Origin of the sequence: Novosphingobium sp. SG751A, assembly GCF_013149295.1 — a bacterium.
Classification (GTDB): Bacteria; Pseudomonadota; Alphaproteobacteria; order Sphingomonadales; family Sphingomonadaceae; genus Novosphingobium.
On the sequence record NZ_JABGCB010000003.1, the window covers coordinates 160,646 to 173,512 of the forward strand.

General features: G+C 64.5%; 14 protein-coding genes. 12 read left to right on the forward strand and 2 right to left on the reverse strand.

Translation table 11 applies throughout. From position 1 onward, the window contains the following. The first annotated feature begins 2 nt into the window (after window positions 1-2). Window positions 3-719, forward strand: a complete 717-nt coding sequence (locus FHW96_RS05235) for a tRNA (guanosine(46)-N(7))-methyltransferase TrmB (RefSeq protein ID WP_172339482.1) — start codon at window positions 3-5, stop codon at window positions 717-719. A 129-nt stretch (window positions 720-848) separates the two neighbouring features. Next, window positions 849-2,081 carry a site-specific integrase gene (locus FHW96_RS05240; protein ID WP_172339483.1) on the forward strand — a complete coding sequence of 411 codons (1,233 nt, stop codon included), beginning with the start codon at window positions 849-851 and terminating at the stop codon, window positions 2,079-2,081. Between the two features lie 357 nt (window positions 2,082-2,438). On the opposite strand, the gene FHW96_RS05245 is transcribed toward FHW96_RS05240, so the two are convergent. Both FHW96_RS05245 and FHW96_RS05250 read right to left on the reverse strand, forming a co-directional pair. After that, window positions 2,439-2,672, reverse strand: coding sequence for a hypothetical protein (locus FHW96_RS05245; protein ID WP_172339484.1), 234 nt, complete (start codon window positions 2,670-2,672; stop codon window positions 2,439-2,441). A gap of 117 nt (window positions 2,673-2,789) precedes the next feature. Then, on the reverse strand, window positions 2,790-3,176 hold the full coding sequence (locus FHW96_RS05250; RefSeq protein WP_172339485.1) for a hypothetical protein: 387 nt from the start codon (window positions 3,174-3,176) through the stop codon (window positions 2,790-2,792). A 342-nt stretch (window positions 3,177-3,518) separates the two neighbouring features. On the opposite strand from FHW96_RS05250, the gene trbB reads away from it, so the two are divergent. The 10 genes from trbB to FHW96_RS05300 are packed head-to-tail and all read left to right on the forward strand — an operon-like array spanning window position 3,519 to window position 12,697. Next, window positions 3,519-4,448, forward strand: coding sequence for a P-type conjugative transfer ATPase TrbB (gene trbB / locus FHW96_RS05255; protein WP_172339654.1), 930 nt, complete (start codon window positions 3,519-3,521; stop codon window positions 4,446-4,448). Continuing rightward, complete coding sequence (locus tag FHW96_RS05260; RefSeq protein WP_172339486.1) at window positions 4,445-4,759, forward strand: TrbC/VirB2 family protein; 315 nt, start codon at window positions 4,445-4,447, stop codon at window positions 4,757-4,759. The genes trbB and FHW96_RS05260 overlap by 4 nt, the downstream gene beginning before the upstream one ends. After that, the gene (locus tag FHW96_RS05265; protein ID WP_172339487.1) at window positions 4,759-5,022 is read left to right on the forward strand and encodes a VirB3 family type IV secretion system protein; all 264 of its coding nucleotides are present in this window, start codon (window positions 4,759-4,761) and stop codon (window positions 5,020-5,022) included. The genes FHW96_RS05260 and FHW96_RS05265 overlap by 1 nt, the downstream gene beginning before the upstream one ends. A gap of 4 nt (window positions 5,023-5,026) precedes the next feature. Beyond that, window positions 5,027-7,480 carry a conjugal transfer protein TrbE gene (gene trbE, locus FHW96_RS05270; protein ID WP_172339488.1) on the forward strand — a complete coding sequence of 818 codons (2,454 nt, stop codon included), beginning with the start codon at window positions 5,027-5,029 and terminating at the stop codon, window positions 7,478-7,480. After that, the gene (gene trbJ, locus FHW96_RS05275; RefSeq protein WP_172339489.1) at window positions 7,477-8,223 is read left to right on the forward strand and encodes a P-type conjugative transfer protein TrbJ; all 747 of its coding nucleotides are present in this window, start codon (window positions 7,477-7,479) and stop codon (window positions 8,221-8,223) included. The genes trbE and trbJ overlap by 4 nt, the downstream gene beginning before the upstream one ends. Further along, window positions 8,216-8,620: a putative entry exclusion protein TrbK-alt gene (gene trbK-alt, locus FHW96_RS05280; protein ID WP_371815635.1), complete on the forward strand. Its 405-nt coding sequence runs from the start codon at window positions 8,216-8,218 to the stop codon at window positions 8,618-8,620. The genes trbJ and trbK-alt overlap by 8 nt, the downstream gene beginning before the upstream one ends. A gap of 3 nt (window positions 8,621-8,623) precedes the next feature. Beyond that, window positions 8,624-9,976: a P-type conjugative transfer protein TrbL gene (gene trbL / locus FHW96_RS05285; RefSeq protein WP_172339491.1), complete on the forward strand. Its 1,353-nt coding sequence runs from the start codon at window positions 8,624-8,626 to the stop codon at window positions 9,974-9,976. Then, window positions 9,973-10,662 (forward strand): conjugal transfer protein TrbF, encoded by a 690-nt coding sequence (gene trbF / locus FHW96_RS05290; protein ID WP_172339492.1) that lies wholly within the window; start codon window positions 9,973-9,975, stop codon window positions 10,660-10,662. Before trbL ends, trbF begins: the two co-directional genes overlap by 4 nt. Beyond that, complete coding sequence (trbG, locus tag FHW96_RS05295) at window positions 10,659-11,504, forward strand: P-type conjugative transfer protein TrbG (RefSeq protein WP_253950745.1); 846 nt, start codon at window positions 10,659-10,661, stop codon at window positions 11,502-11,504. The genes trbF and trbG overlap by 4 nt, the downstream gene beginning before the upstream one ends. Beyond that, on the forward strand, window positions 11,501-12,697 hold the full coding sequence (locus FHW96_RS05300; protein ID WP_172339493.1) for a TrbI/VirB10 family protein: 1,197 nt from the start codon (window positions 11,501-11,503) through the stop codon (window positions 12,695-12,697). The genes trbG and FHW96_RS05300 overlap by 4 nt, the downstream gene beginning before the upstream one ends. The last annotated feature ends 170 nt before the right edge of the window (window positions 12,698-12,867 follow it).

Sequence of the window (12,867 nt, forward strand, 5' to 3'; positions counted from 1 at the left end):
ACATGACCGCGCATAAAGAAGGCGATCCCACCACGCTCAACCGGCTCTATGGCCGCTCGAAAGGCAAGCCCCTGCGCGCCGGACAGCAAGGGCTGGTGGACACGCTGCTGCCCCAGATCGCCGTGCCGCTGGAAGGCGAGGTGACGGCCCAGCGCCTGTTTGGCGAGGACCGCCCGCTGCATTTCGAGATCGGCTTTGGCGGGGGCGAGCATATGGCCTTTCGCGCCGACATGCTGCCCGATCATGGCTTTATCGGGGCCGAACCTTTCATAAACGGCGTGGCGCAGGCGCTGACCCATGTGTCGGGCGACAATGGCGCCCACGCCCCGATCCCCAATGTGCGCATCCATCATGGCGACGCGCTGGAGGTGTTGTCACGCATTCCCGATGGTTCGCTCACCATGCTCTATCTGCTGCATCCCGATCCATGGCCCAAGGCGCGCCATGCCAAGCGCCGGATGATGAATGACGGCCCGGTGGAAATGTTCGCCCGCAAATTGAAGCCCGGCGGCGAATTTCGCTTCGGCACCGACCATGCGATCTATGTCCGCCACGCGTTGATGGTGATGCAGCGCCACACCGACAAGTTCGAATGGCTGGCCAAGGAAGCCAAGGACTTTCAGGTTCGCCCCGGCGGCTGGCCGCAAACGCGCTATGAGCACAAGGCGCGCACGGTGTACGGGCATGAGGTCTGGTACTTCCGTTTTAGACGAAAATAGGTCAAAGGCTTATTTTTTTAAATTACTAAAAACCAATATGTTATCTACGAAATTGCGCGCTGCACTATCCGGCGATTTCCGTGATGGTGATTGCACGGTGCTTACTTTTGCGGTACACGAGGTATTGCAATGGCGACCGGCAGGATCAGCAAACGCACGCTTGATGCGTTCCAATCGAGCGGGATGACTGGCTTCCTTTGGGATGAAGATCTCAAGGGGTTCGGAGTTAGGGTCGCAGCGTCCGGAGCGGCGTCCTACGTCGTCCAATTCCGTATGGGTGGGCGCGAATCGCCGACGCGCCGCTACACCATTGGAGCCAATGGCTCGCCCTGGACCCCGGCCACGGCTCGCGAAGAGGCGGTCCGCCTCCTCATTCTCGTTGCTCGCGGCATTGACCCGATGGAGGAAGACAAGAAGCGACGTCGGGAAGCGGTGGACCTCGCCTTTTCGAAGTATGCCGATAGCTTCAGCGTTGCGTGCAAGGGCAAGGGTTGGAAGACTCTAGTTAACCGGTCCATCCGGCTTCACCTCAAGCCCGTCCTCGGCAACAAGCCCTTGCCGACCATCACTAGGTCGGACGTGGTCGCCGTCTTCGACCGAATGCCGGACGAGCAGACGGCAAATAAGCGCAATGTGTTCGCTGTCCTTCGTCGCCTGTTCAAATGGGCGGTGAGTCGTGGTGACATCGTGCATAGCCCGATGGAGGGAATGGAAACCCCACCACCTGTCAAGCCGCGGGACCGCTGGCTCCTCGATGCCGAACTCAAGCTAATCTGGGAACAGGTTCCCAACACCCACCGGTGCTTTGGTCCGATCGTCCGACTGTTGATCGTGACCGGTCAGCGCCGGGAGGAGGTGACTGGGCTAAACTGGGACGAATTGGAGCGCGAGACTCGCGAGTGGCGCTTGCCAAGCCACCGCACCAAGAATGGCGAGCCGAACACCGTGCCACTAAACGATTTGGCGATCACCGAACTGGACTTGGTCGCAAAGGGGGAGAAGTGGCCCAAGCATGGGCGCGTCTTCCCGACTTCCACAGGCGCTGGCTTCACTGGCTATGCCAAGGGCAAGGCCAAACTCGACCGGTTGATCGGTCAGTCATACGGGCGGCCCCTACCTCCTTGGCGACTACATGACCTCCGACGCACTCTGGCTACCGGCTTCCAGCGCCTCGGCGTTCGATTTGAAGTTACCGAAGCGGTTTTGAACCATGTTGGCGGTTCAAGATCCGGGGTGGCGGGTATCTATCAACGGCACGATTGGAGAGAAGAAAAGCGTCAGGCGCTGCGGGTCTGGAACGATCATATTGTCAAGATATTGGGGCCGGTTGGAGCCGGCACCGCAATCGCCGACGAGCGTTGATTACGCCAAGACAGCAAATCGCTGCGTGGTCGGCATTCTTAACGAGTTTTGCGCAAGCCAAATTTTGGCTGGCTGCCTATGGGTCCGAAAAAGGTGATGACGATGACCGGCTGGCCGGATTCGTTATTGTCGTTTTCGTGCATGATCACCCTCCCGGCGTCCGGTTCCGATAATGCGCTACCCGATCAACAAAATCGAGGCCGCTGCTCGCTCAGGCGCTCGCACTGCGACAATGCGGGCAGTCGAGGAACGGATTTCGCCTGCTCTTCAATTTCGAATTTCAGTATATTTTATGTCCAGTGAATGTCGCCTATCAGCGAATATTTGGCAAAATGTCCATATTTGCTGAGCAGGAAATTAGGGCGCCGCTGGGGCGAGATCTCTTTGGGCCAAGAGCGCAATGATCGCACCGGAGGGAAGAAGCGTTAGGGCGCTTTCGGGCATCAGCGCTTCAATCAGGGCATCATCGAGCGAGGTCTCGCGGATGTTCGGAAGATTGACGAGACGTTCGTAGACCGCCCGGTGAGCATCGGCGAAGATACTGCGGAACCAGGCGACGACATCGTCAGGTATCGCTGGCCACGGATTCAATGGGCTTCCCCCGCATCGGTCAAATCCAGTGCGTCGCGCGATCGCGGCAGGCCCCCTCACTATGACGCCGGGTTGGCCCGGCCCAAATATGTCGCTGGGACGCTGAGAGCACAACGATCATTGGTGGCGGCTGAAGTTGATTGTAGATGGCGGATCATCACTATCGCTGTCAGGCCATTCGACGAGGTGAATTCCAGCCGCCCGCGCCCGCCAATCACGGGCGACTGCGGCCTCGTCTGCCGGTGACGCCCCTGCGGCCACGAGAACCTGTGCTCGCTCATAGACCCGCTTTGTCAGTTCATCGCAGACGCGCCGCTGTGCCCCCATCTTTTCGAGCCAGCCCTCGGAGATCTGCCCTGCCGTCATTTCGGCAGCAGTTGCTTCGATGAGCTCTCGCATCACCCAGCTCTGCGTTCGATATTCGGTTGCAAGCGCTTGATCCGCCAGATCATCGCTAGCAATGCGATAGTTGATCCATACAATGAAATGCGAGATAGCGGGCATGGGCACCTCATCACGACGAGACTGGGGACATCTGCCGGATGTCGCATTATAATCTGGCAACGCCTCTACTTTCAGACGTGAACCTCCAACGTGCTCGTTCTGGCGGCAACTGATTCGTTAGGAGAGGCCACGTTGGCCTCGCACTATCCTTTGAGCCACAGTCTGACCGACCGCTAGATATCCAACGAGCGCCGATCCTACGCCGCCTGCGCAATGCTGTTGTAACCGCCTGAAATTTGTATTCCTTACCTGTCTCCGACGCGGCGATGGCGCCGCCCGCAACAACGGAGGCAGCCCCAATTGATCCAGCCCTCGGCCATCGTCCACGCACGCGGCACCGCGATGCTGAAGAGCGCGCTGGGACCAGCGATCGCGGCCTGGCTCGATGAGCCAGAAGTCGCCGAGGTGATGCTCAATGCCGATGGCCAGCTCTGGGTCGATCGGCTCGACGGCGGCATGGTGAGAACCGAAGAACGGCTGTCGCCGATGCAGGCGGAGCGGATCATCCGGCTCGTCGCACATCATGTCGGTGCCGAAGTCCATCGCGGTTCACCACGGGTCTCGGCGGAGCTGCCGGAAGGCGGCGAGCGCTTCGAAGGGCTTTTACCGCCGGTGGTGATGGAGCCGGTCTTCTCGATCCGGCGACCAGCAAGCCTGCCCTTGGCACTTGCCGACTATGTCGCCGCCGGCACGATGACTGCGACCGCAGCGGCCTATCTCGCGCAGGCGGTGCAGACCCGTGCCAACATCCTCGTCGCGGGCGGCACATCGACCGGCAAGACCACGCTGACCAACGCGCTGCTGGCAATCGCCTCAGGCGGTCAGGACCGCATCATCCTGATCGAGGACACGCGCGAACTGCGCTGCGATGCCGCCAATGTCGTGGCACTCAGGACCGCGCCCGGCGTCACCATGACCGATCTCGTGCGCTCCAGCCTGCGCTTGCGTCCCGATCGCATCCCGATCGGCGAGGTTCGCGGTCCCGAGGCGCTCGACCTGCTCAAAGCATGGGGCACCGGCCATCCAGGCGGGATCGGCACGATCCACGCCGGCACCGCGACCGCCGCGCTGCACCGGCTCGAGCAACTGATCCTCGAGGCCATCGCCCATGTCCCGCGCGCGCTGATCGCCGAGACGATCGACGTAATCGCGGTGCTGACCGGCCGTGGCATCGAACGCCGACTTTCCGAGCTCGTCCGCGTCGAAGGGCTCGAGCCCGACGGCAGCTACCGACTTCTCCCCATTGTCCAAGCCCAAGGAGTCCACCCATGACCAGATTGAAGACCCTCCAGCGCACAAGCCTTGCTGCTGCCATGACCCTCTACGCCATGCCCGCCTGGGCGGGCGGCACTGGCATGCCGTGGGAGACACCGCTCCAGTCGATCGTCGACTCGGTTCAGGGGCCGGTCGCCAAGGTGATCGGCGTGATCATCATCGTGATCACCGGCCTCACGCTCGCGTTCGGCGACACGTCGGGCGGTTTCCGCAAGCTCATCCAGATCGTGTTCGGCCTGTCGGTCGCATTCGCGGCGTCGTCCTTCTTCCTGAGCTTTTTCAGCTTCGGCGGCGGAGCGCTGGTCTGATGCAGGAGGATCTACCCGGATTTGCGGCGCCAGTGCATCGGGCGCTCGCCGAGCCGATCCTACTGGCCGGCGCACCCCGCGCGCTGGCGATCGTCAATGGAACGCTCGCCGCCGCCATCGGCATCGGTCTGCGGCTCTGGATCGCCGGGCTGGTGATGGCGGTGGTGGGGCACAGCCTCGCCGTGTTCGCCGCGCGCCACGATCCGCAGATCCTGCCCGTCGCGCGCCGACACATGGCCCTTCCCACTCTTTTCGAAAGCTGAACCCATGATGTTCCTGCGTGAACATGCCCGCCACGCGTCGCGGCTCTCAGATTTCCTGCCCTGGGCAGCGATGATCGCGCCTGGGATCATCCTCAACAAGGACGGCAGTTTCCTGCGCATCGCGCGGTTTCGCGGCCCCGACCTCGATAGCGCGACGAAGGCCGAGCTGATGGCGACCTCGACGCGGCTCAACAGCGCGCTCAAGCGGCTCGGCACGGGCTGGGCGATCTATGTCGAGGCGCAGCGCAAGCCATCGCCGGGCTATCCGATCTCGGACGGATTCGCCGATCCGGTCTCGGCGCTGATCGATGAAGAACGCCGCGATCTGTTCGAAGGCGGCGATGTCACCCAGCCCAATTTCACCAGCGCCTATTATCTGACGCTGCAATGGCTGCCGCCGGCCGACGACACATCGAAGGCGGCGTCTCTGCTCTATGAGGGCGGCGCGCAGGATGTGGCGACGGCCGGGGACCATCTCGACGATTTCGAACGCGATACGGGCCGAGTGCTCGACATGATCGAGGGCGTGATGCCCGAAGCGGCGTGGCTCTCGCCGGCCGAGACGCTGACCTATATCCATTCGACGATCTCGACCCGCGATCAGCGCATCACGGTGCCCGAGACGCCGATGCATCTCGACGCGCTGCTGGCGGACGAACTGCTCGTCGGCGGGCTGGCACCGCAGCTTGGCGACAAGCATCTGCGCTGCCTCTCGATCACCGGATTTCCAGCCTCGACCGTGCCGGGGATGCTCGACGAGCTCAACCGGCTCGGCTTCGCTTATCGCTGGACGACGCGGGCGATCTGCCTCGACAAGGTGTCGGCGCAGCGGATGCTGACGCGCATTCGCCGGTTGTGGTTCTCGAAGCGCAAGAGCCTCGCTGCGATCATCAAGGAAGTGCTGACCAACGAAGCGAGCGTGCTGGTCGACAGCGATGCCGCCAACAAGTCCGCCGAAGCCGACGCGGCGCTGCAGGATCTCGGTGCGGATATCGCGGGCTACGCCTATGTCACCACGACCATCACGGTGCTGGGCGACACGCCACGCGACGCCGATTTCCGGCTTAAGGCGATCGAGAAGATCGTGCGCGGCCGCGACTTCGCGTGCATCGCCGAAGGGCTGAACGCGATCGAAGCGTGGCTCGGCTCGCTGCCGGGCAACCCTTACGCCAATGTCCGTCAGCCGCCGATCTCGACGCTCAACTTGGCCCACATCATGCCGGTGTCGGCCGTCTGGGCCGGCCAGGATCGCGACACGCATTTCAAGGCGCCGCCGCTGTTTCATGCCCGCACCCAGGGCGCGACCCCGTTTCGGCTTTCGCTCCATGTCGGCGATGTCGGCCATACCCTGGTCGTCGGTCCTACCGGCTCGGGCAAGAGCGTGCTGCTCGCCTTCATGGCGCTCCAGTTCCGCCGCTACGAGGACGCGCAGATTTTCGCGTTCGATCATGGCGGCTCGATCCGCGCGGCGACGGTCGGTGTCGGCGGCGAATGGCACGATCTGGGTGGTGCGCTTGGCGGTGATGCCGCGCCGGTGTTGTTGCAGCCGCTCGCCCGGATCGATGAACCGGATGAGCGGGCCTGGGCTGCCGACTGGCTCGCCGCGATTCTCGCGCGCGAAGAGTTCGCGATCACGCCCGAGGTGAAGGACCATCTGTGGGCCGCGCTCGGCAGCCTCGCGGACGCGCCGGTCGCCCAGCGCACGCTGACCGGCCTCACCGTGCTGATCCAGGCATCGGGGCTCAAGCGCGCGCTCGCACCCTATACGTTGTCCGGTCCGTATGGCCGGCTGCTCGATGCCGATGTCGAGCATTTCGGGGAAAGTGATGCCCAGGCCTTCGAGACCGAGGGGCTGATCGGCACGCCGGCCGCGCCGGCGGTGCTCGCCTATCTGTTCCACCTTATCGGCCGGCGGCTCGACGGCCGGCCGACGCTGATCTTGATCGACGAGGGCTGGCTCGCGCTCGACGATCCGATGTTCGGCCGCCAGCTCAAGGAATGGCTGAAGACGCTCCGCAAGAAGAATGCGAGCGTCGTGTTCGCCACCCAGAGCCTCGCCGACATCGAAGGCTCGGCGATCGCGCCGGCCATCATCGAGAGCTGCCCGACGCGGCTGTTCCTCGCCAATGAGCGCGCGCTCGAGCCGCAGATCGCTGGCATCTATCGCCGGTTCGGGCTCAACGATCGTCAGATCGAGATCATCGCCTCGGCGACGCCCAAGCGCGATTATTATTGCCAGTCGGCGCTCGGCAACCGGCTGTTCGATCTTGGCCTCGGGCCGGTCGCACTAGCCTTCGCCGCCGCGTCGCAGCGCAGCGACCTCTCCGCGATCACCACGCTGATCGAGCGGCACGGCGCCGACGGCTTTGCCGCCGCCTGGCTGCGCCACCGCGGCCTCGGCTGGGCCGCCGATCATCTCACCAATGATGCCCTCGAACCTCAGGAGACTTTCGCATGACCCGCTTTCGTAAACCAACGCTCGCCCTTGGCGCCGCGGCCTTGGCGCTGATGATTGCCGCTCCAGCCGACGCCCAGTTCGGCGGGATCGTCTATGATCCGAGCAACTATGCGCAAAACGTGCTGACCGCCGCCCGCACGCTTCAACAGATCAACAATCAGATCACCCAGATCCAGAATCAGACGCAGAGCCTGATCAATCAGGCGCGAAATCTGGCCAACCTGCCGACCAGCATACTGTCGAGTATCCAGCGGGACATCGACCGCACGCGCCAGCTGATCACCCAGGCTCAGCAGATCGCCTACAAGGTCGAGAATATCGATCAGGTGTTCAGTCAGCGTTATCCGTCAGGATCGCTCGCCGGCACCTCGTCAGGCGCACTCGTCACCAATGCGCAGACGCGTTGGACCGATGCGCTGGCGGCCTATCAGGATGCACTCCGCACCGGCGCGACCGTGACGGGCAATATCGACGGCACACGCGATCAGACGTCGACATTGGTGACCGCCAGCCAGGGAGCCACAGGCGCGTTGCAGGCGGCGCAGGCTGGCAATCAGCTGCTGGCACTACAGACGCGCCAGCTCGCCGACCTGACCGCCATGGTCGCGGCGCAATCGCGCGCAGCGGCGATCCAGGCCGCGCGCGCCGCCGCGGACGAAGCGCAAGGCCGCGAACAGACCCGGCGGTTCCTGGCACCTGGCGCGGGCTATGTGCCGCAGAGCGTGACGCTGTTCCGTGACTGAGGAACGGACGCGCGCGGCACGCGGCCGCTTCGCCGGGTTTGGCTGGCGATCGGTCACGATTGCGGCGGCGGCGGCAACGACGGGGATATGCGCCATGGTCGCCTTGAGCGATCCGGCGCCGCCGGCCGCGCATTATACGGTCGGCGAGGCCCCCGACGCGACGGCACCCGCCAACACCGATCCGCTCCTGACCGAGCTGGCGCGGTGTCGCACGCTGGCGGCGGACAGTGTCGACGCGCGCTGCCAGGCCGCGTGGGAGGTGAACCGGCGCCGATTCATGGGCGAGAGCCGCAGCTACGTGGCACCGGTCGAGCCGACGCCGATCGAAGCCGCGCCGGTCGATAGCCCGACGCCGACAGCCAGTGCGGCTGCGCCTTCATCGACTACGGAGCGTTGAGCCATGGGCGAAGGCACAGGCGTCATCGACCGGTTTCTCGATCTTTTCGCGCGCTACATCGATAGCGGCTTCGGCCTGATTCACGGCGATGTCGGCTTTCTCGCGAGTTCGCTGATCGTCATCGATGTGACGCTGGCGATGCTGTTCTGGACCTGGGGTGAAGGCGAGGACATCGTCGCGCGGCTTGTGCGCAAGACGCTACAGGTCGGATTCTTCGCATTCCTGATCGCCAACTGGAACGGCCTCGCCAAGATCATCTATCTGAGCTTCTCGGGGATCGGCCTCAAGGCGGCCGGCTCGGGGAACGCGAACGATCTGCTCCATCCCGGCAAGATCGCGCAGATCGGTATCGACGTCGGGCAGCCGTTGCTTGATCAGGCCTCGCTGCTGGTCGGGCCGGTCGGCATCTTCACCAACTTCGTGCAGATAGCGGTGTTGCTGCTCGCTTGGGCGATCGTCATGCTCGCCTTCTTCATCATCGCGATCCAGCTGTTCGTAACGCTGATCGAGTTCAAGCTGACGACCCTTGCCGGGTTCGTGCTTGTGCCATTCGGGTTGTTCGGCCGCACGGCGTTCCTCGCCGAACGCGTGCTGGGCAATGTGATGGCAACCGGCGTCAAGGTGTTGGTGCTCGCCGTCATCATCGGCATCGGTTCGACCATCTTCCGCGATTTCGTGATCGATTTCGGGGGGGCGCAACCGACGATCGAACAGGTAGCATCCCTCGCCCTGGCGGCGCTCACGCTGCTCGGCCTCGCCATCTTCGGACCTGGTATCGCTTCGGGCCTGATCTCCGGCGGCCCCCAGCTTGGCGCCGGCGGTGCCGTCGCCACCGGAATCATGGTTGGCGGTGTCGGCGCTGCCGCGACCATGGGCGTCGCCGGCGCCGCCGGCTTGGTCAGCCGCGCCGGGTCAGCCGCTGCCTCCACCCTCTCCCGATCCGCCGGCTCGCCCAACTCCCCCGGGGCTGGTGGTGGATCCCCGTCGGCGCCCCCCGCTCCCCCGGTGCCGACGGGCGGCGCTCCGACGGTTCCCCCGCCGTCTGGAGCGCCGGGAGGTGGCGCAAGTTCGGGCGGCGACGATGGCGGTGCCGGTCAGTCAGCATCGGGCGGGTCGTCAGGGGCTGCCGCTGACCCTGTGGCGGGCTCCGCTGAGGCTGCGCCAGAAGGTGGCGCCGATCGGACAGCGCCATCGTCGCCCAGGCCAGGGCCTGCTGAAGCACCGGCCCCGGCCTGGGCGAAGCAACTGCGTCGCCGCCAGGCGATGGTGCAGGGCGCAACCCTTGCTGCCCACACCCTTCGCTCAGCCGACCACCATGGCGGGTCGGCACACATCTCGCTGGAGGACCGTTCATGAATCCGTTCCGCCGTCCGTCCTCGCGCTTCGGCCGCGAGCCCGTTCCCGAAACCCCCTATCAGCGTGCCGGCCAGGCCTGGGACGATCGCATCGGATCAGCGCGGGTGCAGGCGCGAAGCTGGCGGCTGATGGCATTCAGCGCCACCGCGCTCTTGTCTCTGTCGGTCATCGACAATCTCCGGCTGCGGTTCGGCTCGCATGTCGTGCCTTATGTGGTCGAGGTCGACCGCCTTGGCGCGGCGCGCGGCGTCGCCCCAGTGACGTCCGACTATCGTCCGACCGATCCGCAGATCGCGTGGCATATCGCGCGCTTCATCGAGAACGTGCGCTCACGCCCGGCAGACCCGATCGTGCTCCGCCAGAACTTGGGCGCGGCCTATGATTTCACGACTGAGCAGGGCGCAGCTGTGCTCAACGACTATGCGCGCGGCAATGATCCCTTCGCCGATCTCGCCGACAAGCAGGTGTCGGTCGATGTGAAGAATGTCGTGCGCGCGTCCGCCGACAGCTTCCGTGTCGCCTGGGACGAGCGGCGCTACGACCACGGCCAGCTCAGCGGCACCACCCATTGGACAGGCGTTCTCACCATCGTCGTTCGCACACCGACCGACGCGGCAACGCTCAGCCGCAATCCGCTCGGGCTCTATGTCCACGCCATCAACTGGTCCCAGGATCTCGGAGAATGACCATGCGCACATTATTGCTCGCCACCCCGTTTTTGCTTTCGGCTGCTGCGGCGCACGCGCAATCGGCGCCACCATCGGCACGGTCGGTTGCCGCAGCCACGGATGCGGCCCGGGTGAGTGCGCGCGCGGCCGGCTGGCAGGGCGCGACGCAGTTGTTCGTCTATGCGCCGGGCGGCCTATATCAGGTCCATGCCGCGGTCGGTCAGGTCACCGACATCATGCTACAAGAAGGCGAGACGCTGTCGGACTCCGGCGCGGTCGCTGCCGGCGACACGGTGCGCTGGGTGATCGGCGAAGCGGCGAGCGGCTCTGGACCGAGCCGCCGCACCCATATTCTGGTCAAGCCCACCGATCCGGCAATCCGGACGAACCTGGTCATCAACACCGACCGGCGGACCTATCATGTCGAGCTACGCTCGACGCCCGCGACCTATATGGCGAGCGTCGGCTGGTCCTATCCGCAGGATGAGCTGATCGCCGTGCGTGCCCGGCTCGAAGCGGCGACCGCAGTCAGCAACAGCCAGGTCCAGACGGGCATCGATCCTGCCAGACTCGATTTTGCGTACCGGTTGAAGGGTGCCAATCCGCCCTGGAAGCCGGTGCAGGTGTTCGACGACGGGGCCAAAACCTATGTGCTGTTCCCGCAAGACATCGCGCAAAGCGAGCTGCCGCCGCTCTTCCTCATCGGTGAGAAGAACAATGCGGAGCTCGTCAATTATCGCGTGTCGGGGCGGTACATGGTGATCGATCGGCTGTTCTCGATTGCCGAACTCCGGCTCGGCACCAAGAAACAGCAAATCGTCCGCATCGAGCGGACTCGCGCTCGGGGGCCGCGGTCGTGAGCGAGCGCGACGAACTTGCCCGCGACCCGGCAGAGAAGCGGCCGCCGATCAAAACCCGTGCTGCCGCGCCAACACCGCGGCGCCTGTCGCGCAAGGCGCTGGCGACGCTCACCGGCGTCAGCGCGCTCGGCGTGGCGGCAGCTTTGGGCTACAGCCTGACCTCAAGCCATCGTACCCAGCCGCAACAGGAGACGGTATCGGTCGAACGCCGCAATACCAATGCGCTGGCGGATGCGCCCAAGGATTATGGCGATCTCGCTCACAGCGCATCCGCCGGGATAGGAGCACCGCCTGCGACGGCTGGCCCAGCGACCACTCCCCAGCTTCCCGGCACGACTCCGGCATCGCCGAGCAGGGTGAACACTGAAGCGTCGGCCGAGCAGCAACGCCGTCGCCAGCAGCGCGAGAGCGCGCGGGCAAGCAAGCTATTCGCCGGCACCAGCGAAGGCGTACGTACCGCGACGGCCAGCGCCGATCCCCGTCTGCCCCCTCCCAGCCAGGCTGCCACTAGCAAACCGGCGCACGCGGCGAATGGCGACGCCCAGGACCGCAAGGCAGCGTTCCTCGCTGGCGGGACACTCGAGCCGACCGTGAACAGCGGGAGGCTGACCGCGCCAGCGGGGCGCTATGTCGTATCGGCCGGCTCGACAATCGCGGCGGCGCTGATCACCGGTCTGTCCTCCGACCTTCCGGGGCAGGTCGTGGCACAAGTGACCGAAGACGTGTTCGACACGGTGACCGGCCGCACGCGGCTGATTCCGCAAGGCACCCGATTGATTGGCGTCTATGACGCGCGAGTCAGCTACGGCCAGTCGCGGGCGCTGGTGGTGTGGACTCGGTTGATCTTTCCCGATGGTCGCTCGCTCGATCTTGACCGGATGGTGAGCACTGACGCTGCAGGCCAGTCGGGGCTCACCGATCGTGTTAACAATCACACTAGCAAGCTGCTGATGGCCGGCCTGCTGTCGACTTTGTTCGGTGTCAGCGCCAATGCCGCGACCACTGGCGGCGGCGGCGATGCGGTCATCGCCGCCGCCATTCGAGAAAGCGCGGGCCGCTCGATTGAAAGTGCTGGCGACAAGATCGTCAGCCGCCAACTCGATGTACATCCGACCATCACGGTGCGGCCGGGGGCGCGGGTCAGGGTTTTGGTCAGTCGCGATTTGCTCCTGACGCCGTGGAAATCTAGTTAAGAATAAGCTGCGGCTTCTCAGTCAAACCTGTTCGGCCGCGCACCCGCAAGCATCCGCAGTGCACCGATGGCGTGATCGAGCTAATTTATTACTATTTCTTCGTCGGGTCGATTTGAGCATGCTCCGTGCGACATCGATCAGTCGTTCCGCTTCGGCATGCCTTCCTTCCG

Coding starts and splice junctions, on each gene's coding strand:
- FHW96_RS05235 (WP_172339482.1), top strand. CDS start 3: ATGACCGCGCATAAAGAAGGCGATCCCACCACGCTCAACCGGCTCTAT.
- FHW96_RS05240 (WP_172339483.1), top strand. CDS start 849: ATGGCGACCGGCAGGATCAGCAAACGCACGCTTGATGCGTTCCAATCG.
- FHW96_RS05250 (WP_172339485.1), bottom strand. CDS start 3,176: ATGCCCGCTATCTCGCATTTCATTGTATGGATCAACTATCGCATTGCT.
- trbB (WP_172339654.1), top strand. CDS start 3,519: ATGCTGAAGAGCGCGCTGGGACCAGCGATCGCGGCCTGGCTCGATGAG.
- FHW96_RS05260 (WP_172339486.1), top strand. CDS start 4,445: ATGACCAGATTGAAGACCCTCCAGCGCACAAGCCTTGCTGCTGCCATG.
- FHW96_RS05265 (WP_172339487.1), top strand. CDS start 4,759: ATGCAGGAGGATCTACCCGGATTTGCGGCGCCAGTGCATCGGGCGCTC.
- trbE (WP_172339488.1), top strand. CDS start 5,027: ATGATGTTCCTGCGTGAACATGCCCGCCACGCGTCGCGGCTCTCAGAT.
- trbJ (WP_172339489.1), top strand. CDS start 7,477: ATGACCCGCTTTCGTAAACCAACGCTCGCCCTTGGCGCCGCGGCCTTG.
- trbL (WP_172339491.1), top strand. CDS start 8,624: ATGGGCGAAGGCACAGGCGTCATCGACCGGTTTCTCGATCTTTTCGCG.
- trbF (WP_172339492.1), top strand. CDS start 9,973: ATGAATCCGTTCCGCCGTCCGTCCTCGCGCTTCGGCCGCGAGCCCGTT.
- trbG (WP_253950745.1), top strand. CDS start 10,659: ATGACCATGCGCACATTATTGCTCGCCACCCCGTTTTTGCTTTCGGCT.